Consider the following 21623-nt stretch of genomic DNA (forward strand, 5'->3'; position numbering starts at 1 on the left):
GTCGCCAAGATCATCGAGTAATTTATTCGATTGATCAGGAAAAAGGGGCTGAGCGTTCAGCCCCTTTTTCTGTTTAGGTCGCAAATGTCGCTCAACCCTGTCAATGGCAATGCTGTTGACAGGGTTGGGTATTATGCATACAATGCGGCTCCTTTTTTTGAAGGTCGGCTAACTAGTAGCTGCTACGAGTGGAGTTTGGTGCATCATGCAAAGCCAAAAAATTCGAATCCGGTTGAAGGCGTTTGATTATCGCCTGATCGACCAGTCCACGCAGGAGATTGTCGATACCGCCAAGCGGACCGGCGCTCAGGTGCGTGGTCCCATTCCTCTGCCGACGCGGAAGGAAAAGTACACGGTATTGATCTCTCCGCACGTCAACAAAGACGCGCGTGATCAGTATGAAATTCGTACGCATAAGCGTTTGCTCGACATTGTTGAGCCGACGGAAAAGACAGTAGATGCTCTGATGAAACTGGACCTGGCAGCAGGTGTAGACGTTCAGATCAGCCTCGGCTAATACCGCCCGGTATTAGTCTGTGTAACTGTCATAGGCCATAGAGGGTGCAAGCCCCGTACACTTAAGAGGTGAAACATGGCAATTGGTGTTGTCGGTCGTAAGGCCGGTATGACCCGTATTTTTACGGATGAAGGGCAGGCGCTGCCTGTCACGGTAATTGAGGTTGAGCCCAACCGCATTACCCAACTCAAGACCCTCGAAAGCGACGGCTACCGTGCAGTGCAGGTAACCGTAGGTTCTCGTCGTTCCTCCCGTGTAAACAAGGCGGCTGCCGGGCACTTTGCAAAAGCAGGTGTTGAAGCTGGTCGTGGCGTTTGGGAATTCCGTCTGGCTGATGGCGAAGGTGAAGACCTGGCCGCCGGTGGCGAGCTGACCGTTTCCGTGTTTGAAGACGGTCAGGTGGTTGACGCAGTAGGTCAGTCCAAGGGTAAGGGCTTCCAGGGCGGTGTTAAGCGCTGGAACTTCTCCATGCAGGACGCTACTCACGGTAACTCCCTGTCTCATCGTGCTCCGGGTTCCATTGGTCAGAACCAGACTCCGGGTAAGGTGTTCAAGGGCAAGAAGATGGCCGGTCAGATGGGTAATGCGCAGGTTACTGTGCAGAACCTGAAAATCGTCCGTGTCGATGCCGAGCGCAACCTGCTGCTGGTAAGTGGTGCCGTACCTGGCGCAACTGGCGGCGACGTTGTCATCAAGCCTGCAGTTAAAGCCTGAGGAGCGGTGCGATGGAATTGACAATTACTGGTAGCGGCAAGGGGATTTCTGTTTCCGACGCTGCGTTTGCCAAAGATTTTAACGAAGCTCTGGTGCATCAGGTGGTTACTGCTTACATGGCAGCTGGCCGTCAGGGTACCAAGGCCCAGAAGACACGTTCCGAAGTCAGTGGTGGTGGCAAGAAGCCATGGCGTCAGAAGGGTACTGGTCGTGCCCGTGCTGGTACCATTCGTAGCCCGATCTGGCGTTCAGGCGGCGTAACCTTTGCTGCCAAGCCCCGTGACTTCGAGCAAAAGGTTAACCGCAAGATGTACCGTGCGGCGATGCGTTCCATTTTCTCCGAGCTGGTACGCCAGGAGCGTCTGGTTGTGGTTGACGACATGAATGTCGATACACCCAAGACCAAGGCCTTCACTGCCAAGCTGAGCGATCTGGGTGTGTCCAACGCCCTGATCCTGTCTGAGAATGTTGAGCAGAATCTGCACCTGGCTTCCCGCAACGTTCCTCATGTGGACGTTCGCGATGTGGCAGGTCTGGATCCGGTCAGCCTGGTTGCCTTCGAGAAAGTCGTGGTGACTGTTCCCGCTCTGAAGAAGATCGAGGAGATGCTGGGATGAATCAGGAACGTATTTACAAGGTCCTGTTAGGGCCGCACGTATCAGAAAAAGCGTCTCTGGCGGCAGAGCGTGGTCAGGTGGTGTTTCGTGTAGCGCCTGATGCGACCAAGCCCGAGATCAAGAAAGCCGTTGAGCAACTGTTCAACGTCACCGTCGAAGGTGTTCAGGTTCTGAACCGTAAGGGTAAGCTCAAGCGCACTATCCGCGGGTTCGGCAAGCGTAATGACATTCGTAAGGCTTACGTCAAGCTGGCAGAAGGTCAGGACATCGATTTTCTGGATGTGGAATAAGGTAAAGGGGTCGTAATATGCCGATCGTCAAAACCAAGCCAACATCTGCCGGACGCCGTCACGTTGTAAAACTTTACAACCCGGATCTGCACAAAGGACGTCCTTACGAGCCGTTGGTAGAAACAAAGAGTAAGTCTGGTGGCCGTAACAATGTTGGCCGCATTACTACTCGTCACATTGGTGGTGGTCATAAGCAGCACTACCGTGTTATCGACTTCAAGCGGACCAAAGATGGTATCCCGGCGGTCATTGAGCGCCTGGAATACGATCCTAACCGCTCTGCGCACATTGCACTGGTCAAATATGCCGATGGCGAGCGTCGTTACATTATCGCTCCCAAAGGTATGAAGGCTGGTGATCCTGTGCGCTCCGGCGTCGACGCGCCGATCAAGGTGGGCTCCACGCTGCCGCTCCGGAACATTCCGGTCGGTTCCGTAATCCACTGCGTCGAACTCAAGCCTGGCAAAGGTGCACAGCTGGCTCGCTCTGCGGGCGCATCCGTACAGCTGGTTGCTCGGGAAGGGGCGTATGCCACCATCCGCCTGCGTTCAGGTGAAATGCGTAAGGTGCTTGTAGATTGCCGTGCCACTCTGGGCGAAGTGTCCAACAGTGAGCATAGCCTCAAGCAGCTTGGTAAAGCGGGTGCATCACGTTGGCGCGGCAAACGGCCAACAGTACGTGGTGTTGCTATGAACCCAGTTGACCACCCGCATGGTGGTGGTGAAGGGCGTACCTCTGGCGGACGTCACCCGGTTACTCCGTGGGGTGTTCCGACCAAAGGGCATAAGACTCGTAAGAACAAGCGTACTGACAAGATGATAGTACGTCGTCGTTCGGCCAAGTAAACGACTACATAGAGGTAATTGCTGTGCCACGTTCTTTGAAGAAAGGTCCTTTTATAGACCTGCATCTGTTGAAGAAGGTCGAGGCAGCTCTGGAAGCAAATGACAAGCGGCCCATTAAAACCTGGTCCCGCCGGTCAACAGTCTTCCCGGAGATGGTAGGCCTGACCATTGCAGTCCACAACGGCAAGCAGCACGTGCCGGTTTATGTCACCGAAGATATGGTTGGACATAAGCTGGGTGAGTTCGCGGCAACGCGTACTTATCGTGGTCATGCGGCCGACAAGAAAGCTAAACGCTGATTCTGAGGTAATAGAAATGGAAGTAGCAGCCAAGTACAAGGGCGCTCGCCTCTCAGCTCAGAAAGCACGTCTTGTCGCTGACCAAGTACGCGGCAAGGCTGTTGAGGACGCCCTGAACATTCTGACTTTCAGCCCTAAGAAGGCAGCGGTTGTGATCAAGAAAGCTCTTGAATCCGCCATTGCCAACGCTGAGCACAACGAAGGTCTGGACGTAGATGATCTGCGGGTTTCCACCGTGATGGTGGATGAGGGCCCAACGCTCAAGCGAATCAAAGCTCGAGCCAAGGGGCGCGCTGACCGTATTTTCAAGCGCACCTGTCATATCACCGTCAAGGTCGCCGACAAGTAGGAGATGCTCAGATGGGTCATAAAGTAAATCCAACCGGCATTCGCCTGGGTGTGATCAAAGAGCACAACTCAGTGTGGTACGCCGACAAAAAGGACTACGCGAAGAATCTTCTGAATGATATTCAGGTTCGCGAATTCCTGGACAAGCGTCTGGTTAAGGCGTCTGTCAGCAAGATCGTGATCGAGCGCCCTGCTCAGAACGCCCGGATCACGATCCATACCGCCCGCCCCGGTATTGTTATCGGTAAGAAGGGTGAAGATGTTGACCGTCTGCGTCGCGAAGTCAGCGACATGATGGGTGTGCCTGTGCACATCAACATCGAAGAAGTCCGCAAGCCGGATCTGGATGCCCGCCTGGTAGCGCAAAACGTTGCCGGCCAGCTGGAGCGTCGTGTGATGTTCCGTCGCGCTATGAAGCGTGCGGTTCAAAACGCCATGCGTCAGGGAGCCAAGGGTATCAAGATTCAGGTTGGCGGTCGTCTTGGGGGTGCTGAAATCGCACGTTCCGAGTGGTATCGCGAAGGTCGTGTACCTCTGCACACACTGCGTGCAGATATTGATTATGCAACCTATGAAGCGCACACCACTTACGGCGTTATCGGCGTAAAGGTATGGATCTTCAAAGGTGAGATTCTTGGTGGTATGGAGCAGGTCCGTGCTGACAAGAAAGCCTCTGGGAAGAAAGGTTCTAAGTAAAGGGGCACTCTTATGCTGCAACCAAAACGCACCAAATTCCGCAAGGTAATGAAAGGCCGTAACACCGGTCTTGCTCAGCGCGCAAACAAGGTGAGCTTCGGTGAATACGGATTGAAGGCGACCAGCCGTGGGCGTATAACTGCGCGCCAGATTGAGGCAGCGCGTCGTACCATGACTCGCCGCATCAAGCGGGGCGGTAAGATCTGGATCCGGGTATTCCCGGATAAGCCGATCACCGGTAAGCCGCTGGAAGTACGTATGGGTAAAGGTAAAGGTTCTGTCGAGTATTGGGTGGCTGAGATTCAGCCAGGCCGCATGTTGTACGAGATGGAAGGTGTCGCGGAAGAAATCGCACGCGAAGCTTTCACTCTGGCTGCCGCCAAACTGCCGGTACAGACCACCTTTGTTAAGAGGACGGTGATGTGATGAAAGCAACAGAGCTGCGTGAAAAGTCAGTCGAGGAGCTGAACAAAGAGCTGATCGACCTCCTGAAGGAGCAGTTCAACCTGCGCATGCGCAAGGCGACAGGTCAGCTGAATCAGTCTCACCTTCTCGGCAAGGTGAAGCGCGATATCGCTCGCGTGAAAACAGTATTGAACGAAAAGGCAGGACAGTGACATGACCGAAGCTACCCAAACTGCCAGAACTCTGAGCGGCAAGGTCGTGAGCAACAAGATGGACAAGTCCATCGTGGTCCTGGTTGAGCGTCAGGTTAAACACCCGCTGTACGGTAAGTACATGAAGCGTTCAACCAAGATTCATGCACACGATGAAAGCAATCAGTGCAACATTGGTGACACCGTAACCATCCAGGAAACCCGTCCGGTCTCCAAGACCAAGAGCTGGGCCCTGGTGGAAGTTACCGAACGCGCTGCCAAGGTGTAATTCGCCCGGAGAACAACCATGATTCAGACTCAAACAATGCTTGAAGTCGCGGATAACAGTGGTGCACGTCAGGTTATGTGCATCAAGGTCCTGGGCGGATCTCACCGGCGTTATGCAACCGTTGGGGATATCATCAAGGTAACCGTCAAGGAAGCCATCCCCCGCGGCAAGGTGAAAAAAGGCCAGGTCCTGAAGGCTGTTGTAGTACGTACCCGTAAGGGTGTGCGTCGTCCGGACGGTTCTCTGATCCGTTTTGACGGTAACGCGGCGGTACTTCTGAACAATCAGGACGCTCCCATTGGTACCCGTATCTTCGGACCGGTTACCCGTGAACTGCGTAACGAGAAGTTCATGAAGATTATCTCACTGGCACCCGAAGTACTTTAAAGGACCAGAGGCCGGTTATGAAAAAGATCAAACGAGATGACGAAGTAATCGTCACCACGGGGAAAGACAAAGACAAACGTGGTAAAGTCCTGAAAGTTCTGGACGACGGTCGCGTGCTTGTTTCTGGCATCAATATGATGAAGAAGCACACAAAGCCGAACCCGATGCTTGGCACCCCGGGCGGTATCGTCGAAAAAGAAGCGCCTATCCAGGCTTCCAACGTGGCTATTTTTAATCCGCAGACCGGCAAAGCCGATCGTGTTGGCTTCCAGATCAAGGAAGACGGCACCAAAGTGCGGATCTTCAAGTCCACGAACGAAGCTGTCGATAACCAGTAAGCGGTGGTGGTTACGATGCTTAACATGAAAGAGCAGTACACTAAGGAAGTGGTACCCGCCCTGCAGAAAGAGTTCGGTTACAAGAACGTGATGCAGGTGCCGCGTATCGAGAAAATCACCCTGAACATGGGTGTTGGCGAAGCGGTTGGTGACAAGAAACTGATTGAAAATGCCGTGGCAGATCTTGAGCGCCTGGCAGGTCAAAAAGTGGTTGTTACCAAAGCGCGTAAATCCGTCGCGGGCTTCAAAATCCGTGAAGGTTGGCCGATTGGCTGTAAAGTGACCCTGCGCGGTGAGCGCATGTGGGATTTCTTTGATCGTCTGGTACACATTGCGGTTCCCCGCATTCGTGACTTCCGCGGTCTGAACCCGAAATCCTTCGACGGTCGCGGTAACTACAGCATGGGTGTGCGTGAGCAGATCATCTTCCCGGAGATCGAGTACGACAAAGTCGACAAGATCCGCGGGCTGGATATCACCATCACCACCACTGCCGGTACCGACGACGAAGGTCGCGAACTGTTGAAAGCCTTTGGCTTTCCGTTCAAGAAATAAGGAACGAGTGACATGGCGAAGGTTTCAATGAAAAACCGTGAGCAAAAGCGCGAGAAATTGGTAGCAAAGTATGCTGCCAAGCGCGCCGAGCTCAAGGCGATTATCAAAAACCCGAATACCAGCGATGATGACCGGTGGGATGCACAGATGAAGCTCCAGCAGCTTCCGCGTGATTCATCTCCTTCGCGTCTTCGGAATCGTTGCCAGGTGACTGGTCGTCCCCACGGCGTTCTGCGCAAGTTCGAGCTGTCACGGATCAAACTCCGTGAATACGGCATGCGCGGTGACGTTCCGGGCCTGACCAAGGCAAGCTGGTAAGATAGGCCGCCTGACTTCGGTCAGGTGCCTGTTGGTAAGCGGTGCGGCAAGCCGCTGCACAACTAAAAAGATCAGGAGCCTCATACCAATGAGTATGCAAGACACGCTTGCGGATATGTTTACCCGTATCCGTAATGCCCAGATGGCGTCAAAAGCTGACGTAACGATGCCATCTTCAAAAATGAAGGTCTCAGTAGCCCAGGTCCTCAAGGACGAAGGCTACGTAGCAGATTTTTCTGTTTCAGCTGACGCGAAGCCCGAACTGACCATCACTCTGAAATACTTCGGTGGCAAGCCGGTTATTGAAGAGATTCAGCGGGTCAGCCGTCCGAGTCTGCGCCAGTACAAAGGCGCCGGGGAACTGCCGAAAGTAGCCGGTGGTCTGGGAGTCGCGATTGTCTCAACGTCCAGGGGCGTTATGACAGACCGCGCCGCACGAGCTGCAGGCGTGGGTGGCGAAGTCATCTGCACCGTATTCTAGGAGATACACATGTCCAGGGTTGCCAATAATCCTGTCGTGCTGCCTTCCGGTGTTGAGGTTAAGCTGAACGGACAGGAAATCAATGTGAAGGGTTCCAAAGGAGCGCTTCAGTTCACCATTCACCAGGCGGTTGAAGTAAAGCAGGAAGAAAATGTCCTGCGTTTTGCGGCCCGCGATGGTGCAAAACAGTCCCGCGCTCTTGCTGGTACTACTCGTGCGCTGGTTAACAATATGGTTACCGGCGTATCCACAGGCTGGGAGCGTAAGCTGCAGCTGACGGGCGTAGGTTACCGTGCGCAGGCGCAAGGTAAGAAGCTCAACCTGACACTGGGTTTTTCCCACCCGGTCGAGTATGAGCTGCCCGAGGGTGTTACCGCTGAAACTCCGTCCAATACGGAAGTTGTGATTCGCGGTATCGACAAGCAACAGGTTGGCCAGGTCGCTGCGGAAATCCGCGCGTTCCGTCCGCCCGAGCCGTATAAAGGCAAGGGTGTGCGTTATGCGGATGAGCAGGTCAGACGCAAAGAAGCCAAGAAGAAATAAGGCGGGACTATGAGCGCAAATAACGAAAGACTGCGTCGCGCGCGCAAAGTGCGCATGAAGATCCGTGAGCTGGGTACTGACCGTCTGTGCGTGCACCGTACACCGCGTCATATGTACGCCCAGGTTACGACTGCAGATGGCAGCAAAGTGCTTGCCACTGCCTCCACGTTGGATAAGGAACTGCGCCAGGGTGCAACCGGTAACGTGGACGCTGCCAAGAAGGTCGGTCAGCTGATTGCTGAGCGCGCCAAGGCAGCAGGCATTGAGAAGGTCGCTTTTGACCGCTCAGGTTACCGTTATCACGGTCGTGTTCAGGCTCTTGCCGACGCTGCCCGTGAAGCTGGCTTGCAATTCTAAGAGGTGGAGAAGATGAGCGTTAACGAACAGAAGGCGCCTGAGCTCCAGGAAAAGCTGGTTCAGGTCAATCGTGTCGCCAAGGTAGTTAAAGGCGGCCGTATCTTTGCCTTCACTGCACTGACTGTAGTGGGTGATGGTAAAGGTCGCGTTGGTTTCGGTCGTGGCAAGGCCCGGGAAGTTCCGGTTGCCATCCAGAAGGCCATGGAAGCTGCACGCAAAAACATGGTAGACGTAGCGTTGGACGGCACTACCCTGCAGTACCCGGTTCGGGCGCAGCACGGTGGTTCCAAGGTCTTCATGCAGCCTGCTTCTGAGGGTACCGGTATCATTGCCGGCGGTGCGATGCGCGCCGTACTCGAGGTGGCCGGTGTGCAGAACGTACTGTCCAAGTGTTACGGGTCCACCAACCCGGTGAACGTAGTACGTTCCACCATCAAGGGTCTGCAGGCCATGAAGGCGCCTGAAGACGTTGCAGCCAAGCGCGGTAAATCCGTGGAAGATATTCTGGGTTGAAGTCATGGCGAACGCAAAAACGATCAAAGTAACTCTGACCCGCAGCCCGATCGGCTGTCAGCCCAAGCACAAGCTGTGCGTCAAGGGCCTGGGTCTTCGTAAAATCGGTCACACCGTGGAAGTGGAGGACACTCCTTCCATTCGCGGCATGATCAACCGGGTAAATTACCTGGTTCGGGTTGAGGAGAACTAAGATGCGTCTGAACGAACTTGCTCCGGAACCCGGTTCACGTCCGTCCGCCAAGCGTGTCGGCCGTGGTATCGGTAGCGGTCTCGGCAAAACCGGCGGTCGTGGTCATAAAGGTCTGAAATCCCGTTCCGGTGGCTCCGTTGCTCCTGGTTTCGAGGGTGGTCAGCAGCCTCTGGCCCGTCGTCTGCCTAAGTTCGGTTTCACCTCGCGTCAGCAGCGTTACGTGGCGGAAATCCGCCTGAACGAGCTGGCCAAGGTTGAAGGCGACGTGGTGGATCTGGCGGCCCTGAAAAAGGCTGACATCATTCGCGAAGAAATTCGCGAGGCCAAGGTTATCCTGTCCGGCGAGCTGGACCGTGCGGTAACCGTGAAAGGCCTTCGAGTCACCAAGGGCGCACGCGAAGCGATTACCGCCGCGGGTGGTAAAGTCGAAGACTAAGACGAGTCGAGGACTAAATGGCCAAGACAGCATCATTGCCTGCGGGCGCCGGAAAAGGATTTGCAGAGCTGCGCTCGCGGCTCTGGTTCGTGTTTCTGGCGCTGCTGGTGTACCGGATCGGTGCCCACATTCCGGTTCCCGGTATCAACCCGGATCGGCTGGCGGCACTGTTTGATCAGAACCAGGGGACCATCCTGAGTCTGTTCAACATGTTCTCCGGTGGTGCGCTTGAGCGCATGAGTATCTTCGCACTCGGTATCATGCCGTACATTTCGGCTTCTATTATCATGCAGCTCATGACTGCGGTTAGTCCGCAGCTTGAGCAGCTGAAAAAAGAAGGCGAAGCTGGTCGTCGCAAGATCAGCCAGTATACGCGGTATGGTACGGTTATCCTGGCCCTGGTTCAGGGCTTTGGTATTTCTGTGGGTCTGGCATCACAGGGCGTTACCTTTAATGACAGCTTCAGCTTCCACTTTGTGGCGGTTGTTTCATTTGTCTGCGGTGCGGTCTTCATGATGTGGCTCGGTGAGCAGATCACCGAAAGAGGTATTGGTAACGGTATTTCGCTGCTGATCTTCGCGGGTATTGTTGCCGGTCTTCCTGGCGCTATTGGCCAGACTCTGGAGCAGGCTCGTAACGGTGAAATGAGCTTGCTGGTTGTTCTCGGGATTGGTGTTCTGGCGATTGCTGTTGTCGGTTTCGTGGTCTTCATGGAGCGTGGGCAGCGGCGTTTGACCATCAACTATGCCAAGCGGCAGCAGGGGCGTCGGGTATTTGCCCAGCAGTCCAGCCACCTGCCGCTGAAGGTGAATATGGCCGGCGTGATTCCGCCGATCTTTGCCTCTTCGATTCTACTGTTCCCGGCCTCTCTGGGGCAGTGGTTCGGTCAGGGCGAGGGCATGGAGTGGCTGAGCGATATCTCCCAGGCATTGGCACCGAGCCAGCCGTTGTATATTATCCTGTTCGCAGCAGCAGTTATCTTCTTCTGCTACTTCTACACAGCGCTGATGTACAACCCCAAGGAAGTTGCGGATAACCTCAAGCGTTCCGGCGCGTTTATCCCCGGTATTCGCCCCGGCGAACAGACGGCCAAGTACATCGATGGTGTACTGACCCGTTTGACTCTGTTCGGTGCTATGTATATTGCAGCAGTATCCCTGTTCCCTCAGTTCCTGATGGTGGCCGGGAATGTGCCTTTCTATCTTGGGGGCACCTCTCTGCTGATTGTTGTAGTCGTGGTGATGGATTTCATGGCTCAGGTTCAGTCGCACCTGATGTCTCACCAGTATGAATCGCTGATGAAGAAATCCAATCTCAAGGGCTATGGACGGAACGGCTGAACAGGCCGTTCCCCTTGAAAACTGGAGTCGACAATGAAAGTACGCGCTTCGGTAAAGAAAATTTGCCGTAACTGCAAAGTAATTCGACGCAATGGCTCAGTTCGAGTCATCTGCTCGGAGCCTCGTCACAAGCAGCGCCAGGGCTAATCCGTTTCGGATAAGCGCTGACATTGTAAAAGGGGTTCGGAATAGTGGCGCTTGACTCACAGGTGGGTCAGGCGCTATTATTTCGCGCCCTTTTTGTGGCGGAAAATTCACACAGCAAAGCTTTGAACGCGGAGTAATTTGGATGGCACGTATAGCCGGTGTCAATATACCCGATAACAAACATGCTGTTATCTCGCTGACCTACATCTTCGGTGTTGGCAAGACAACAGCCCAGAAGCTTTGCGATGCAACCGGCGTTAAGCCGGACGCCAAGGTCAAAGACCTGAGCGACGAGCAACTTGAAGCACTTCGTACTGAAGTGGGCAAGTTTACCGTCGAAGGCGATCTGCGTCGTGAAGTACAGATGAACATCAAGCGTTTGAAGGATCTCGGTTGCTTCCGTGGTCTGCGTCATCGTCATGGCCTTCCGGTCCGTGGCCAGCGCACCAAGACCAACGCCCGCACCCGTAAAGGTCCTCGCAAACCTATTCGTAAGTAACAGGTAGGCAAACATGGCAAAGCCAGGTACACGTACCCGTAAAAAGGTGAAAAAGACGGTTGTTGATGGCGTCGCGCACATTCACGCGTCCTTCAACAACACCATCGTGACCATTTCGGACCGTCAGGGCAACGTCCTGTCCTGGGCCACTTCTGGTGGTTCCGGTTTCCGCGGCTCACGTAAGAGTACACCTTTTGCTGCGCAGGTAGCAGCTGAAAGAGCCGGTAATGCGGCTGCTGAATACGGCCTTAAAAACCTGGACGTAGAGGTTAAGGGTCCTGGGCCCGGACGTGAATCTGCAGTTCGCGCGCTGAATGCGTGTGGCTACAAGATCACCAACATCACTGATGTGACGCCGATTCCCCACAACGGCTGTCGTCCGCCCAAGAAGCGCCGCGTCTAACACAGGAGACAGTGAAATATGGCTCGTTATATAGGCCCGAAGTGCAAGCTGTCTCGTCGTGAAGGGACAGATCTTTTTCTGAAGAGCGGCGTTCGCGCGCTCGATTCCAAGTGCAACATCGAGACTCCGCCGGGTATGCACGGCGCGCGTCGCGGTCGTCTGTCCGAGTACGGCGTTCAGCTTCGTGAAAAACAGAAAGTCCGTCGTATCTACGGCGTTCTTGAGAAGCAGTTCCGCAACTATTACAAAGAGGCCGCCCGAGGCAAAGGTGCAACTGGTGAAAACCTGCTGCAGCTGCTGGAAGGCCGTCTCGATAACGTTGTATATCGCATGGGCTTTGGTTCTACCCGTGCAGAAGCCCGTCAGCTCGTCTCTCACAAGGCGATCCTGGTCAATGATAAGCCGGTTAACATCCCGTCCTATCAGGTCAAGCCGGGCGACGTTGTGAGCGTGCGCGAAAAGGCCAAGAATCAGCTGCGTGTTAAAGGCGCGCTGGATCTGGCTTCAAGCCGTGCACCGGTAAGCTGGGTAGAGGTTGACGCCAACAAGATGTCCGGCGTTTACAAGTCAGTACCTGAGCGTACTGAACTGCCGGCCGACATCAACGAGAACCTCATCGTCGAGCTTTACTCCAAGTAAAGCCCAGTTAGCAACGATAGCAGATAGGGGCGTCTATGCAGCGTTCAGTACATGAGTTATTGACACCTCGTACCATTGACGTGAAAGAATCCAGCGCTACGCGCGCCAAGGTGACCCTGGAACCGCTCGAACGCGGTTTCGGGCACACCCTGGGCAGCGCGCTGCGTCGTATTCTTCTGTCTTCGATGCCGGGCTGCGCCGTGACTGAAGCACAGATCGACGGTGTCCTGCACGAGTACAGTGCCATTGAAGGTGTCCAGGAAGACGTCATCGAGATTCTGCTGAATCTCAAGGGCGTTGCCGTAAAGATGAACGGCCGTGACGATGCTGAGCTGACCCTCAGCAAGAAAGGTCCGGGCGTGGTGACTGCCGGCGATATCAAGCTGGACCACGATGTGGAAATCGCTAACCCGGAGCACGTGATCTGTCACTTGAGCGAAAACGGCGAAGTGAACATGCGCTTGCGCGTGGCACGGGGCCGTGGCTACGAGCCGGCTGATCAGCGTGGTCTGGACGAGGACGAAACTCGTGCCATCGGACGCTTGCAGCTGGATGCAACGTTCAGCCCGGTTCGTCGTGTGGCCTATGCCGTCGAGAGCGCTCGGGTTGAGCAGCGTACAGACCTGGACAAGCTGGTTATTGATCTGGAGACCAACGGTACCATCGATCCGGAAGAAGCAATTCGCCGGGCCGCTACCATTCTCCAGCAGCAGCTGGCTGTGTTCGTCGATTTCGATCATGAGAAAGAGCCTGAGCGTGTAGAGGAAGAGGAAGAAATCGATCCGATTCTGCTGCGCCCGGTTGATGATCTGGAGTTGACTGTGCGTTCAGCTAACTGCTTGAAGGCTGAAAACATTTACTATATCGGCGATCTGATCCAGCGCACGGAAGTGGAGCTGCTGAAGACGCCTAATCTTGGCAAAAAGTCGCTGACCGAGATCAAGGACGTTCTTGCGTCCCGTGGTCTGTCTTTGGGTATGCGTCTTGATAACTGGCCGCCGGCAAGCCTTCGTGGTGATGACCGGGTTCTGGGCGGTTGATCGCCGATTAGTTTAAGGTAAGGAATCAGAGCAATGCGTCATCGTAAGAGTGGTCGTAAGTTCAACAGGACCAGTGCGCATCGCAAGGCCATGTTCCGTAACATGACTGCGTCACTGGTTGAGCACGAGCTGATCAAAACGACGCTCCCGAAAGCCAAAGAGCTGCGTCGGGTAGCTGAGCCGTTGATCACGCTCGCAAAGAATGATTCGGTAGCAAATCGTCGTCTGGCGTTCTCTCGCCTGCGTAACGATGCTGCGGTAGCCAAGCTGTTTGATGAGCTGGGCCCCCGTTACAGCGAGCGTCCGGGTGGTTATCTTCGTATTCTGAAGTGCGGTTTCCGCGCTGGCGACAATGCCCCGATGGCATTCGTTGAGCTGGTCGGCCGTCCTCTGGACATCGAAGCTGAAGAGATGGACGACGACGAAGAGTAAGTTCTTCTGAGTCCATAAAAAAACCGGGTTCCGCAAGGTTCCCGGTTTTTTTGTGCCCGTCGCTCGGGCGGGCTATTTGGTGAGCATCGGTTTGAGGTAACGTCCGGTGTGCGAAGCCGGATTGGCGGCCACTTCCTCGGGCGTTCCTTCAGCAATAATCTGTCCGCCACCGGACCCACCTTCCGGGCCGAGGTCGACAATCCAGTCTGCGGTCTTGATGACGTCCAGGTTGTGCTCAATGACAACGATGGTATTGCCGTGATCGCGCAAGCGCTTCAGCACGTTCAAAAGTTGCTGGATATCGTAGAAGTGCAGGCCGGTCGTGGGCTCGTCCAGAATGTACAGGGTTTTGCCTGTGTCCCGTTTGGACAACTCCTTAGCCAGCTTGACCCGCTGTGCTTCGCCCCCCGAGAGGGTCACTGCGCTCTGGCCCAAACGAATGTAAGACAGGCCCACGTCGATCAGCGTTTGCAGTTTTCTGGCAATGAAGGGGACTGCGTCGAAAAACTCCCGGCCCTCCTCAACGGTCATTTCCAGAACCTCATGAATGTTTTTGCCTTTATACCGAACCTCGAGGGTCTCCCGGTTGTAGCGTTTGCCTTTACAGATGTCGCAGGGCACATAGACGTCTGGCAGGAAGTGCATTTCGACTTTGATGACACCATCGCCCTGGCAGGCCTCGCACCGGCCGCCCTTCACGTTGAAGGAGAAGCGGCCAGGTTTGTAACCGCGTGAACGTGCCTCCTGAGTGCCGGCGAAGAGTTCCCGGATGGGGGTAAACAGGCCGGTGTAAGTGGCAGGGTTAGACCTGGGTGTCCGTCCGATAGGGCTCTGGTCAATGTCGATCACCTTGTCGAGCTGATCAAGCCCTTTCAGGCTCTTGTAGGGCGCATGATTGAGGCTGGTCGCTTTGTTGAGTTTGGCGGCCGCGACCGGATAGAGGGTGCTGTTAATCAGAGTGGATTTGCCTGAGCCCGATACCCCGGTAACGCAGGTCATCACGCCCAGCGGCAGTGTGAGCGTTACGTCTTGAAGATTGTTGCCAGAGGCGCCGGTCAGTACCAGCTTCTTGCCATTGCCCGTGTTTCGCTCAGAAGGTACTGAGATCTCCTTCTCGCCACTGAGGTACTGGCCAGTCATTGAAGCCGGGTTGGCGATAATCTCGTTCGGGTTTCCCCGCGCGACAATCTCTCCGCCGTGGACGCCAGCGCCGGGGCCAATGTCAATAACGTAGTCGGCAGCCCGGATAGCATCTTCGTCGTGTTCCACCACAATCACCGTATTGCCAAGGTCCCGGAGGTGGGTGAGGGTGGCAAGCAGTCGGTCGTTGTCCCGCTGGTGCAGCCCAATGGACGGCTCATCCAGAATGTACATCACGCCCACCAGGCCTGCCCCTATCTGGCTGGCCAGCCTGATGCGCTGGGCTTCGCCGCCCGAGAGGGTGTCTGCGCTGCGTTCCAGGGTGAGGTACTCGAGGCCCACGTTGACCAGAAACTGCAGGCGCTCCCGCACCTCTTTCAGGATTTTTTCGGCGATCTCACCTTTGCGCCCGGGCAATGCCAGAGTGCTGAAGTAGCGATGGGCATCACCCACGGGCAGGTGGGTTATTTCCGGGAGGTTTCGCTCTTCGATAAAGACGTGACGGGCACTGCGACGCAGGCGCGAACCGCCGCAGTCTTTACAGGGCTGTGTGCTCAGGTTGCGAGCCAGCTCCTCTCGCATGCTCTGAGATTCCGTCTCGCGGTAACGGCGTTCCAGATTCGGCAGTATGCCCTCGAAGGGGTGGGCCTTTTCCATGATATGACCGCGAGAGTTCACATAGCGAAAGGGAATGTCCTCGTTGCCGGAGCCGTACAGGAGCACTTCCTGGAAGTTTTCAGGCAGCTCTTCCCAGGGTGTTTCCAGGTCAATGCCGTAGTGTTCGGCAACACTGGTCAGCATCTGGAAGTAGTAGACGGCGCGGCGGTCCCAGCCCTTGATGGCGCCTGATGCCAGGGTCGCTTCCGGGCTCTGGATTACCTTTTCGGCATCAAAGAACTGGCGTACTCCAAGGCCGTCGCAGGTGGGGCAGGCACCGGCCGGGTTGTTGAATGAGAACAGGCGAGGTTCCAGTTCGCTCAGGGAATAACCGCACTGGGTGCAGGCATAGCGTGCCGAGAAGGTGTGCTCCTCACCTTCACCACTCATGGGCGCCACCAGGGCAATGCCATCGGCCAGCTCCAGGGCGGTTTCAAAGCTTTCGGCCAGTCGTTGTTCCAGCCCTTCCTTGACCTTGAATCGGTCGACCACAACGTCAATCTGGTGCTTGCGTTTCTTGTCCAGGGCAGGGACGTCGTCGATGTCGTAGACCGTTCCGTCCACTCGCAGGCGGATGAAGCCCTGGCTGCGCATAGTGTCGATCACCTGCAGGTGCTCACCTTTACGATCCCGGATCACCGGCGCCAGGATCATCAGCTTGCTGCCTTCCGGCATGGCGAGAACCTGGTCAACCATCTGGCTGACGGTCTGGGCTTCCAGCGGCTGGCCGTGGTCCGGGCAGCGTGGTTCTCCAGCACGGGCGAACAACAGTCTCAGGTAGTCGTAGATCTCAGTAATGGTTCCCACGGTGGAGCGGGGGTTGTGGGAGGTGGATTTCTGCTCGATGGAGATGGCCGGTGACAGGCCTTCAATGTGATCCACATCGGGCTTTTCCATCATCGAGAGGAACTGCCGGGCGTAGGTGGATAGTGACTCGACATACCGGCGCTGGCCTTCGGCGTAGAGTGTATCGAACGCCAGTGAGGATTTGCCGGAGCCGGACAGACCGGTAATGACGATCAGTTTGTCCCTTGGCATATCCAGGTCGATGTTTTTCAGGTTGTGGGTGCGTGCGCCCTTGATCTGGATATGGTCCATAACACCTCGCTTGGTAAAAACTGCCAGTATATCGGTTTCGTGTCGTTCCGGCTAAGTGGGGTACGGCACCGCTGTGCGGGTGTCCCGTCGCCGGGGTGGTTCTGGTACAATGCGCCGCCTGCGGTTACCGGCCGCTCACCATTCATTCAAACCGCACGGGTAGGCATGAACGCGCTCGAAAAACGCTCAGTTGTGGCTCTGGCTTCGGTATACGCCATGCGTATGCTGGGCCTGTTTATGGTCATGCCCGTATTTGTGCTGCTGGGTACGGACCTGCAGGGCGCGACGCCAGCGCTACTGGGCCTGGCGATTGGTGCCTACGGGCTGAGCCAGGCGCTGCTGCAGATCCCCTTTGGCCTGTTGTCAGATCGGGTTGGCCGCAAGAAGATGATCTACCTGGGCTTGATCCTGTTTGCCTGCGGGAGCCTGCTGGCCGCGTCGACCGATTCCATATACGTTGTGATCGCCGGTCGGATTCTTCAAGGTGCCGGTGCCATCGCCAGTGTGCTGATGGCACTGCTGTCAGATCTCACCCGGGAGGAAGAGCGAACCAAGGCCATGGCCACGGTGGGTATTTCCATCGGCCTGTCGTTTTCGGTATCGCTGGTGCTGGGCCCGTTGTTGGGCGCGGCCTGGGGCTTGTCGGGCATTTTCTACGTGACTGCCGTGATGGCCCTGTTGGCCCTTGTTGTGGTCGCCAGGGTGGTGCCTACGCCGCATACCCATAAAGTCAGCGCCGATACTCATCCTGCCCGCGAAATGGTCGGGCGCGTTCTGGCCGATGGCCGTCTGCTCCGGCTCGACCTCGGAATCTTTGTGCTGCATCTTGTTCTGACAGCCCTGTTCCTGGTATTCCCGACCATGCTTCAGGATCAGTTGGGCTTGGCCAGCAGCTCCCACTGGTGGTTCTATTTGAGTGTGATGGTGCTTTCTTTCTTTGCCATGGTGCCCTTTATCATCATTGGCGAAAAGAAACGCAAAATGAAGCCGATACTGTGCATGGCCATTGCCTTGCTGACAGCGGCAACGGCAACGCTGACCCAGGTGAATGCCAGCCTGTGGGCGGCCTGGGGTGTGCTATTTTTCTTCTTTATGGCGTTCAATCTTCTGGAAGCCAGTCTGCCTTCGTTAATCAGTAAAGAGGCTCCGGCTGCCAGTAAGGGAACGGCCATGGGGGTTTATTCCACCTCCCAGTTTTTTGGTGCTTTTCTGGGCGGGGCCCTGGGAGGGTACCTGCTGCAGAATACCGGCGTGGAGGGGGTGCTCTGGTTGATGGCCGGCTGCCTCCTGGTGTGGCTGCTGGCAGCGTTAACCATGCCGGCCCCGAGCTACACGACCAGCCTGGTTGTGGAGCTGAGAGATGCGCTGGAAAATACTTTCGACGAGGTAGACCGTCAGCTACGGAAGCTGCCGGGCGTGCAGGATGTTGTGATTGTTGAGGATGCATCCACAGCCTACCTGAAGGTGGACCGTCAGCATTTTCGGGAAGATCAGCTTGCGGACTTTGACTTTGTCCGGCAGGGTAAGAGTTCTTAAACACAGGATGCTGGCATGGACGGCTGGCACTCCGCAAAACACGATCAGGAGCATACGATGGCACGAGGCGTAAACAAGGTAATTCTCATTGGTAACCTGGGGCAGGACCCGGACACCCGCTATACCCCCAACGGCAATGCCGTGGTCAACCTGAACCTTGCCACAGACGAGAGTTACAAGGATCGCCAAACCGGACAGCTGGTGCCGAAAACCGAGTGGCATCGGGTTGTGCTGTTCGGCAAGGTGGCTGAAGTGGCTGGGCAATACCTGCGCAAAGGCTCAAAGGTCTACATTGAGGGCAAGCTGCAGACCCGGAAATGGCAGAACAAGGAAGGTCAGGATGTGTACACCACCGAAGTGGTTGTGGATATCAATGGCCAGATGCAGATGCTGGACAGCCGCGGCTCCGAGGGTGGCATGAATCAAGGGGCGCCCCAGGGGCGGCCGCAGCAACAGCCGCAATACAATGCACCACCCCAGCAGGGTGGGCAGGCCGGTGGCTACAACAACCCACCGCCCCAGCAGCAGGGCGGTGGCATGCCCGAGCCGATTGATGACTTCGACGACGACATTCCTTTCTGACAAATATCAAGTTTGTCCTGAATCAAAAGCCCGCGATTTTTGCGGGCTTTTTTGTTACGGACTTGCAAAATCTCCGTGAAATCAATCAAAAATCCGTAGAGTTACGTTCGGTTTCTCAACTACTATGTAAGTCAGTGTAAAAAGTCGGCGATATTTTGAGCGTTTCTACGCTTGGCTATCGTGGCAAATACCGTTCGCCTTGAAGGAAGTCATGACCCTGAGCTCCGTTGTAAACCGAGTCTCCCGCTTGTTTGCGCGGGCAGACAGCAGAACCCCGGTCTGTCTTGAGGTCCGCCCTGACGGCATCGCCTGGGCCAAGGGCTCCGATGGGGTGTCGGCCGGCAGAGGGTTTGTCGATTGTTTGCCGGCCAAGCGTCGCGAAGCCCTCGAGTCTCTCGTTAACGAACAGGGCTGGGCGGGAGCCCCGGCGGTCGTGGTGTTGCCCATCGATCAATACCAGGTTTTCCAGGTGGAACGCCCTGAGGGTATTGAAGACAACGAACTGGCAGATGCCCTGAAGTGGAAGTTGAAAGACTTCCTGGATTTCGGCCCTTCCGATGCGGTTTCTGATGTTTTTGCCTTTCCGGAAGATGCCTCCCGTGGGCGTGGGCCCCTGGTGAACGTAGTTGCGGCTCGCAAGTCACTGGTGCAGGAGCTGGTGGCACTGGTTGACGGAGCCGGCCTGGAACTGGTGCGAGTGGATATTGCTGAACTTGCACTGCGAAACCTGGCCTCCCGTATGGACAACGCGAACCGTGGTGTGGCGCTGGTCCACCTGCGCGAACGATATGGGCAGATGGTTGTCTGCCGCGGCGATACGCTGTATTTGTCCCGGCGGCTGGACGTGTCCTACGACGATCTGCGGGATGCCGGCCGACAGGAAAACGCGGTGCAGTCCCTCGCTCTGGAGATTCAGCGCTCCATGGATTACTTCGAGAGCCAGTTGGGTCAGGTGCCGCCCGCCACGATCCGCCTGGTGGCGAGAGACTCGGTGCTGCCGCTTACCTCCATGTTGTCGTCCTATGTGGCCGCCTCGATTGAAACTGTCGCCTGGCCGGAGTTTGGACTGGAGCAGGATCTGGATAGCCGGTGTCTTCCTGCCTGGAGTGCGGGCCTGGCCGTCGGGGAGACTCATTAATGCGGCAGCAGGTCAATCTTTATACCGCCGAGCTGCGGCCAAGCAAACAAAAGCTGAATGCCACGTCGGCACTGATGGCGCTGGCACTGGTGATTGTGGTTGTTGCCGGGCTGGCCGGCCTGGTTCGCTACCAGAACCAGCAACTGGAGGCTCAGGCTCTGGCCGTAGAGCGGCAGAACAGCCAGTTGGAGCAGGTGGTCGCCCGGCTTCAGGATGAGGTTCGGGCTCGTCAGCCGGACCCGGATTTGGAAGCCGCTCTGGCAAGGGTCACGGAAACGATCAGCCGCCGACAACGACTGCTGGGTCGAATCGAAACCCTGGCCATAAATGGTCATTCCGGATTTTCTGGAAGGTTGTCTGCGTTGGCCCGGCAAGTGCCAGACAATCTCTGGCTGACCGGGATTCGGCTGGAGTCTTTCCCCGCTACCCTGACGCTTAGGGGCCAGACCCGGTCTGCCGACTTGGTGCCCCGCTATCTCGAGCGCCTGGGCGAAGAGCCGGCGTTTATTGGTGAAACCTTCTCTGACTTCCGGATCTCTCGTCCGGACGGAGAGGCAGCACGCCAGTGGGTGAACTTTCAGATTGCCACCGAAAACAACGGGGACGCAGGCTTATGAGCGTGTTGAAATCCCGATGGGCTGACGGCTGCCAATGGTATAACGACCGGCCGATTCGCGAGCGGGTTCTGGTACTGCTAACGGTGTGCGTGGTGGTGTTTGTTGTTGGCTGGGAACTGCTGGTTGCGCCTGCTGAAGCCCGGAAAAGTCAGCTAAGAAGCCAGTTTCAGGCAGCGCTAACCACACGGGATGCTTTGCTGAGCCAGCAGGAAAGCCTTGATGGACAGCTTGCCAGTGATCCTTCCACCGAGCTTCGGGAAAGGCTTGCAGCGCGGGAAAACCGGCTAAGCAGCCTGAATGAGCAGATTGCTGAAACCACTGGTCAGTTGATTGCACCCCGGGACATGGTGGTTCTGTTAAGAGAAATGCTTGCTGCGCAACAGGGCCTGAAACTGGACTCCATGGAATTGTTGGCTCCGGAGCCGGTGTATGACGAACCGGACACGGCGAATGCTGCCGTCGGTAACGACAAGCCAAAACCCGAGCCGTTGTTGTACACGCACGACGTGGAAATGACCGTGCGCGGCGGCTATCTGGACGTGTTGAACTATCTTGAGCGCCTGGAAGCCATGGATGAACGGCTGGGCTGGTCGCGGCTTGAGTATGATGCGGGCACCTGGCCGGACGGCCAGGCCACTATTCGGGTGCGCACGCTAAGCCTGGAGCCTGCGTGGTTGGGGGTGTGATGTGAGCTGGCAAATTGTTGGTACTGCCGTGATCGTGATGGCCGCTGCTGTGGCGCTTCCAGCGCAGGCGTTGCAGGATCCCACCAGGCCTCCGGGTGTTCAGAGCCGGGCTGTGGAAGCAACGCCGCCGCGAACCCTGGAGCTTGGCTCCATTGTGCATGGCGCGGATCGAAGAGTGGCGGTGATTGAAGGCGTTGCCCTGACCGAGGGAGAGAGCCACGACGGGATTCGTGTGCGCCGGATATACCGCGACCGGGTTGAAATCCTGGATAACGGCCAACAACGGGTGCTGTACCCGGAAACCCTTCCGCAGGTGCGGAGAACCCAATGACAGACA

Annotated in this window: 35 protein-coding genes; 34 read left to right on the forward strand and 1 reads right to left on the reverse strand. The window is 56.2% G+C overall.

Features of this window, described 5'->3' with window-relative positions; all coding sequences use genetic code 11:
* The first annotated feature begins 205 nt into the window (after nt 1–205).
* The 28 genes from rpsJ (at nt 206) to rplQ (ending at nt 13832) form a co-directional block, all read left to right on the forward strand.
* Nucleotides 206–517 carry a 30S ribosomal protein S10 gene (rpsJ, locus tag Q669_RS09145; protein ID WP_004580743.1) on the forward strand — a complete coding sequence of 104 codons (312 nt, stop codon included), beginning with the start codon at nt 206–208 and terminating at the stop codon, nt 515–517.
* Between the two features lie 75 nt (nt 518–592).
* Nucleotides 593–1231, forward strand: coding sequence for a 50S ribosomal protein L3 (rplC, locus tag Q669_RS09150; RefSeq protein WP_011784246.1), 639 nt, complete (start codon nt 593–595; stop codon nt 1229–1231).
* A gap of 11 nt (nt 1232–1242) precedes the next feature.
* On the forward strand, nt 1243–1848 hold the full coding sequence (gene rplD / locus Q669_RS09155) for a 50S ribosomal protein L4 (RefSeq protein WP_011784247.1): 606 nt from the start codon (nt 1243–1245) through the stop codon (nt 1846–1848).
* Entirely contained in the window at nt 1845–2138 is a 294-nt protein-coding gene (gene rplW / locus Q669_RS09160; RefSeq protein WP_008174862.1) for a 50S ribosomal protein L23, read from the forward strand. The genes rplD and rplW overlap by 4 nt, the downstream gene beginning before the upstream one ends.
* A 17-nt stretch (nt 2139–2155) precedes the next feature.
* On the forward strand, nt 2156–2983 hold the full coding sequence (rplB, locus tag Q669_RS09165; protein WP_011784248.1) for a 50S ribosomal protein L2: 828 nt from the start codon (nt 2156–2158) through the stop codon (nt 2981–2983).
* Nucleotides 2984–3006: 23 nt separating this feature from the next.
* Complete coding sequence (gene rpsS / locus Q669_RS09170; protein WP_007154011.1) at nt 3007–3282, forward strand: 30S ribosomal protein S19; 276 nt, start codon at nt 3007–3009, stop codon at nt 3280–3282.
* Nucleotides 3283–3298: 16 nt separating this feature from the next.
* Nucleotides 3299–3631, forward strand: coding sequence for a 50S ribosomal protein L22 (gene rplV, locus Q669_RS09175; RefSeq protein ID WP_008940674.1), 333 nt, complete (start codon nt 3299–3301; stop codon nt 3629–3631).
* Between the two features lie 11 nt (nt 3632–3642).
* Nucleotides 3643–4326 carry a 30S ribosomal protein S3 gene (rpsC, locus tag Q669_RS09180; RefSeq protein WP_011784249.1) on the forward strand — a complete coding sequence of 228 codons (684 nt, stop codon included), beginning with the start codon at nt 3643–3645 and terminating at the stop codon, nt 4324–4326.
* Nucleotides 4327–4338: 12 nt separating this feature from the next.
* Entirely contained in the window at nt 4339–4752 is a 414-nt protein-coding gene (rplP, locus tag Q669_RS09185) for a 50S ribosomal protein L16 (protein WP_011784250.1), read from the forward strand.
* Nucleotides 4752–4943 (forward strand): 50S ribosomal protein L29, encoded by a 192-nt coding sequence (rpmC, locus tag Q669_RS09190; RefSeq protein WP_008174877.1) that lies wholly within the window; start codon nt 4752–4754, stop codon nt 4941–4943. Before rplP ends, rpmC begins: the two co-directional genes overlap by 1 nt.
* Before the next feature lies 1 nt (nt 4944).
* Nucleotides 4945–5211 (forward strand): 30S ribosomal protein S17, encoded by a 267-nt coding sequence (rpsQ, locus tag Q669_RS09195; protein WP_011784251.1) that lies wholly within the window; start codon nt 4945–4947, stop codon nt 5209–5211.
* Nucleotides 5212–5229: 18 nt separating this feature from the next.
* The gene (rplN, locus tag Q669_RS09200; protein ID WP_011784252.1) at nt 5230–5598 is read left to right on the forward strand and encodes a 50S ribosomal protein L14; all 369 of its coding nucleotides are present in this window, start codon (nt 5230–5232) and stop codon (nt 5596–5598) included.
* Between the two features lie 17 nt (nt 5599–5615).
* On the forward strand, nt 5616–5936 hold the full coding sequence (gene rplX / locus Q669_RS09205; RefSeq protein ID WP_011784253.1) for a 50S ribosomal protein L24: 321 nt from the start codon (nt 5616–5618) through the stop codon (nt 5934–5936).
* Between the two features lie 15 nt (nt 5937–5951).
* Nucleotides 5952–6491, forward strand: coding sequence for a 50S ribosomal protein L5 (gene rplE / locus Q669_RS09210; RefSeq protein WP_011784254.1), 540 nt, complete (start codon nt 5952–5954; stop codon nt 6489–6491).
* Nucleotides 6492–6503: 12 nt separating this feature from the next.
* Nucleotides 6504–6809, forward strand: a complete 306-nt coding sequence (gene rpsN, locus Q669_RS09215) for a 30S ribosomal protein S14 (RefSeq protein WP_011784255.1) — start codon at nt 6504–6506, stop codon at nt 6807–6809.
* Nucleotides 6810–6897: 88 nt separating this feature from the next.
* Nucleotides 6898–7290: a 30S ribosomal protein S8 gene (gene rpsH, locus Q669_RS09220; protein ID WP_011784256.1), complete on the forward strand. Its 393-nt coding sequence runs from the start codon at nt 6898–6900 to the stop codon at nt 7288–7290.
* A 9-nt stretch (nt 7291–7299) separates the two neighbouring features.
* The gene (rplF, locus tag Q669_RS09225; RefSeq protein WP_011784257.1) at nt 7300–7833 is read left to right on the forward strand and encodes a 50S ribosomal protein L6; all 534 of its coding nucleotides are present in this window, start codon (nt 7300–7302) and stop codon (nt 7831–7833) included.
* Between the two features lie 9 nt (nt 7834–7842).
* On the forward strand, nt 7843–8190 hold the full coding sequence (rplR, locus tag Q669_RS09230; protein WP_011784258.1) for a 50S ribosomal protein L18: 348 nt from the start codon (nt 7843–7845) through the stop codon (nt 8188–8190).
* Between the two features lie 12 nt (nt 8191–8202).
* Nucleotides 8203–8703 carry a 30S ribosomal protein S5 gene (gene rpsE, locus Q669_RS09235; protein WP_011784259.1) on the forward strand — a complete coding sequence of 167 codons (501 nt, stop codon included), beginning with the start codon at nt 8203–8205 and terminating at the stop codon, nt 8701–8703.
* A gap of 4 nt (nt 8704–8707) precedes the next feature.
* Nucleotides 8708–8896 (forward strand): 50S ribosomal protein L30, encoded by a 189-nt coding sequence (rpmD, locus tag Q669_RS09240; RefSeq protein ID WP_008174894.1) that lies wholly within the window; start codon nt 8708–8710, stop codon nt 8894–8896.
* A gap of 1 nt (nt 8897) precedes the next feature.
* Nucleotides 8898–9332 (forward strand): 50S ribosomal protein L15, encoded by a 435-nt coding sequence (gene rplO, locus Q669_RS09245; RefSeq protein ID WP_011784260.1) that lies wholly within the window; start codon nt 8898–8900, stop codon nt 9330–9332.
* Nucleotides 9333–9349: 17 nt separating this feature from the next.
* Nucleotides 9350–10672: a preprotein translocase subunit SecY gene (gene secY / locus Q669_RS09250; RefSeq protein WP_011784261.1), complete on the forward strand. Its 1323-nt coding sequence runs from the start codon at nt 9350–9352 to the stop codon at nt 10670–10672.
* Nucleotides 10673–10705: 33 nt separating this feature from the next.
* Nucleotides 10706–10819, forward strand: coding sequence for a 50S ribosomal protein L36 (rpmJ, locus tag Q669_RS19295; protein ID WP_008174902.1), 114 nt, complete (start codon nt 10706–10708; stop codon nt 10817–10819).
* Between the two features lie 142 nt (nt 10820–10961).
* Entirely contained in the window at nt 10962–11318 is a 357-nt protein-coding gene (rpsM, locus tag Q669_RS09255; protein ID WP_011784262.1) for a 30S ribosomal protein S13, read from the forward strand.
* A 13-nt stretch (nt 11319–11331) separates the two neighbouring features.
* On the forward strand, nt 11332–11721 hold the full coding sequence (gene rpsK, locus Q669_RS09260; protein ID WP_007153992.1) for a 30S ribosomal protein S11: 390 nt from the start codon (nt 11332–11334) through the stop codon (nt 11719–11721).
* Between the two features lie 18 nt (nt 11722–11739).
* Complete coding sequence (gene rpsD / locus Q669_RS09265) at nt 11740–12360, forward strand: 30S ribosomal protein S4 (protein ID WP_014420494.1); 621 nt, start codon at nt 11740–11742, stop codon at nt 12358–12360.
* A gap of 35 nt (nt 12361–12395) precedes the next feature.
* Nucleotides 12396–13400, forward strand: coding sequence for a DNA-directed RNA polymerase subunit alpha (locus tag Q669_RS09270; protein ID WP_008174911.1), 1005 nt, complete (start codon nt 12396–12398; stop codon nt 13398–13400).
* A gap of 33 nt (nt 13401–13433) precedes the next feature.
* Nucleotides 13434–13832, forward strand: a complete 399-nt coding sequence (rplQ, locus tag Q669_RS09275) for a 50S ribosomal protein L17 (RefSeq protein WP_022992024.1) — start codon at nt 13434–13436, stop codon at nt 13830–13832.
* 72 nt (nt 13833–13904) lie between these two features.
* Here the strand turns inward: rplQ and uvrA are convergent, their stop codons facing one another.
* Nucleotides 13905–16727: an excinuclease ABC subunit UvrA gene (uvrA, locus tag Q669_RS09280; RefSeq protein ID WP_022992025.1), complete on the reverse strand. Its 2823-nt coding sequence runs from the start codon at nt 16725–16727 to the stop codon at nt 13905–13907.
* 165 nt (nt 16728–16892) lie between these two features.
* Here uvrA and Q669_RS09285 point away from each other — a divergent pair, with 165 nt between their 5' ends.
* The 6 genes from Q669_RS09285 to Q669_RS09310 all read left to right on the forward strand — a co-directional run bounded on the left by Q669_RS09285 (nt 16893) and on the right by Q669_RS09310 (nt 21617).
* Nucleotides 16893–18263: an MFS transporter gene (locus Q669_RS09285; RefSeq protein ID WP_022992026.1), complete on the forward strand. Its 1371-nt coding sequence runs from the start codon at nt 16893–16895 to the stop codon at nt 18261–18263.
* Between the two features lie 57 nt (nt 18264–18320).
* A complete protein-coding gene (ssb, locus tag Q669_RS09290; protein WP_036149334.1) occupies nt 18321–18845 on the forward strand; it encodes a single-stranded DNA-binding protein in 525 nt (174 codons plus the stop codon).
* A gap of 211 nt (nt 18846–19056) precedes the next feature.
* On the forward strand, nt 19057–19983 hold the full coding sequence (locus Q669_RS09295; protein ID WP_022992028.1) for a hypothetical protein: 927 nt from the start codon (nt 19057–19059) through the stop codon (nt 19981–19983).
* On the forward strand, nt 19983–20600 hold the full coding sequence (locus Q669_RS09300; protein ID WP_022992029.1) for a PilN domain-containing protein: 618 nt from the start codon (nt 19983–19985) through the stop codon (nt 20598–20600). Before Q669_RS09295 ends, Q669_RS09300 begins: the two co-directional genes overlap by 1 nt.
* Nucleotides 20597–21286, forward strand: coding sequence for a type II secretion system protein GspM (locus tag Q669_RS09305; RefSeq protein WP_022992030.1), 690 nt, complete (start codon nt 20597–20599; stop codon nt 21284–21286). The genes Q669_RS09300 and Q669_RS09305 overlap by 4 nt, the downstream gene beginning before the upstream one ends.
* 1 nt (nt 21287) lies before the next feature.
* On the forward strand, nt 21288–21617 hold the full coding sequence (locus Q669_RS09310) for a hypothetical protein (RefSeq protein WP_022992031.1): 330 nt from the start codon (nt 21288–21290) through the stop codon (nt 21615–21617).
* The last annotated feature ends 6 nt before the right edge of the window (nt 21618–21623 follow it).

The organism is Marinobacter sp. C1S70 (genome assembly GCF_000475355.1).
Taxonomy (GTDB): Bacteria; Pseudomonadota; Gammaproteobacteria; order Pseudomonadales; family Oleiphilaceae; genus Marinobacter; species Marinobacter nauticus.

Excerpts from the sequence above, each read along its gene's own strand:
- rplB (WP_011784248.1), top strand. The coding sequence starts at position 2,156 with ATGCCGATCGTCAAAACCAAGCCAACATCTGCCGGACGCCGTCACGTT.
- rpmD (WP_008174894.1), top strand. The coding sequence starts at position 8,708 with ATGGCGAACGCAAAAACGATCAAAGTAACTCTGACCCGCAGCCCGATC.
- rpsQ (WP_011784251.1), top strand. The coding sequence starts at position 4,945 with ATGACCGAAGCTACCCAAACTGCCAGAACTCTGAGCGGCAAGGTCGTG.
- rpsM (WP_011784262.1), top strand. The coding sequence starts at position 10,962 with ATGGCACGTATAGCCGGTGTCAATATACCCGATAACAAACATGCTGTT.
- rpmC (WP_008174877.1), top strand. The coding sequence starts at position 4,752 with ATGAAAGCAACAGAGCTGCGTGAAAAGTCAGTCGAGGAGCTGAACAAA.
- rplP (WP_011784250.1), top strand. The coding sequence starts at position 4,339 with ATGCTGCAACCAAAACGCACCAAATTCCGCAAGGTAATGAAAGGCCGT.
- rplF (WP_011784257.1), top strand. The coding sequence starts at position 7,300 with ATGTCCAGGGTTGCCAATAATCCTGTCGTGCTGCCTTCCGGTGTTGAG.
- Q669_RS09295 (WP_022992028.1), top strand. The coding sequence starts at position 19,057 with ATGACCCTGAGCTCCGTTGTAAACCGAGTCTCCCGCTTGTTTGCGCGG.
- rpsE (WP_011784259.1), top strand. The coding sequence starts at position 8,203 with ATGAGCGTTAACGAACAGAAGGCGCCTGAGCTCCAGGAAAAGCTGGTT.
- rplQ (WP_022992024.1), top strand. The coding sequence starts at position 13,434 with ATGCGTCATCGTAAGAGTGGTCGTAAGTTCAACAGGACCAGTGCGCAT.
- secY (WP_011784261.1), top strand. The coding sequence starts at position 9,350 with ATGGCCAAGACAGCATCATTGCCTGCGGGCGCCGGAAAAGGATTTGCA.
- rplC (WP_011784246.1), top strand. The coding sequence starts at position 593 with ATGGCAATTGGTGTTGTCGGTCGTAAGGCCGGTATGACCCGTATTTTT.
- rplO (WP_011784260.1), top strand. The coding sequence starts at position 8,898 with ATGCGTCTGAACGAACTTGCTCCGGAACCCGGTTCACGTCCGTCCGCC.
- rpsJ (WP_004580743.1), top strand. The coding sequence starts at position 206 with ATGCAAAGCCAAAAAATTCGAATCCGGTTGAAGGCGTTTGATTATCGC.
- Q669_RS09270 (WP_008174911.1), top strand. The coding sequence starts at position 12,396 with ATGCAGCGTTCAGTACATGAGTTATTGACACCTCGTACCATTGACGTG.
- rplE (WP_011784254.1), top strand. The coding sequence starts at position 5,952 with ATGCTTAACATGAAAGAGCAGTACACTAAGGAAGTGGTACCCGCCCTG.
- Q669_RS09305 (WP_022992030.1), top strand. The coding sequence starts at position 20,597 with ATGAGCGTGTTGAAATCCCGATGGGCTGACGGCTGCCAATGGTATAAC.
- rplW (WP_008174862.1), top strand. The coding sequence starts at position 1,845 with ATGAATCAGGAACGTATTTACAAGGTCCTGTTAGGGCCGCACGTATCA.
- rplN (WP_011784252.1), top strand. The coding sequence starts at position 5,230 with ATGATTCAGACTCAAACAATGCTTGAAGTCGCGGATAACAGTGGTGCA.
- Q669_RS09300 (WP_022992029.1), top strand. The coding sequence starts at position 19,983 with ATGCGGCAGCAGGTCAATCTTTATACCGCCGAGCTGCGGCCAAGCAAA.
- uvrA (WP_022992025.1), bottom strand. The coding sequence starts at position 16,727 with ATGGACCATATCCAGATCAAGGGCGCACGCACCCACAACCTGAAAAAC.
- rplD (WP_011784247.1), top strand. The coding sequence starts at position 1,243 with ATGGAATTGACAATTACTGGTAGCGGCAAGGGGATTTCTGTTTCCGAC.
- rpsN (WP_011784255.1), top strand. The coding sequence starts at position 6,504 with ATGGCGAAGGTTTCAATGAAAAACCGTGAGCAAAAGCGCGAGAAATTG.
- rplR (WP_011784258.1), top strand. The coding sequence starts at position 7,843 with ATGAGCGCAAATAACGAAAGACTGCGTCGCGCGCGCAAAGTGCGCATG.
- rpsC (WP_011784249.1), top strand. The coding sequence starts at position 3,643 with ATGGGTCATAAAGTAAATCCAACCGGCATTCGCCTGGGTGTGATCAAA.
- rplX (WP_011784253.1), top strand. The coding sequence starts at position 5,616 with ATGAAAAAGATCAAACGAGATGACGAAGTAATCGTCACCACGGGGAAA.
- rpsD (WP_014420494.1), top strand. The coding sequence starts at position 11,740 with ATGGCTCGTTATATAGGCCCGAAGTGCAAGCTGTCTCGTCGTGAAGGG.
- rpsK (WP_007153992.1), top strand. The coding sequence starts at position 11,332 with ATGGCAAAGCCAGGTACACGTACCCGTAAAAAGGTGAAAAAGACGGTT.
- ssb (WP_036149334.1), top strand. The coding sequence starts at position 18,321 with ATGGCACGAGGCGTAAACAAGGTAATTCTCATTGGTAACCTGGGGCAG.
- rplV (WP_008940674.1), top strand. The coding sequence starts at position 3,299 with ATGGAAGTAGCAGCCAAGTACAAGGGCGCTCGCCTCTCAGCTCAGAAA.
- rpsH (WP_011784256.1), top strand. The coding sequence starts at position 6,898 with ATGAGTATGCAAGACACGCTTGCGGATATGTTTACCCGTATCCGTAAT.
- rpmJ (WP_008174902.1), top strand. The coding sequence starts at position 10,706 with ATGAAAGTACGCGCTTCGGTAAAGAAAATTTGCCGTAACTGCAAAGTA.
- Q669_RS09285 (WP_022992026.1), top strand. The coding sequence starts at position 16,893 with ATGAACGCGCTCGAAAAACGCTCAGTTGTGGCTCTGGCTTCGGTATAC.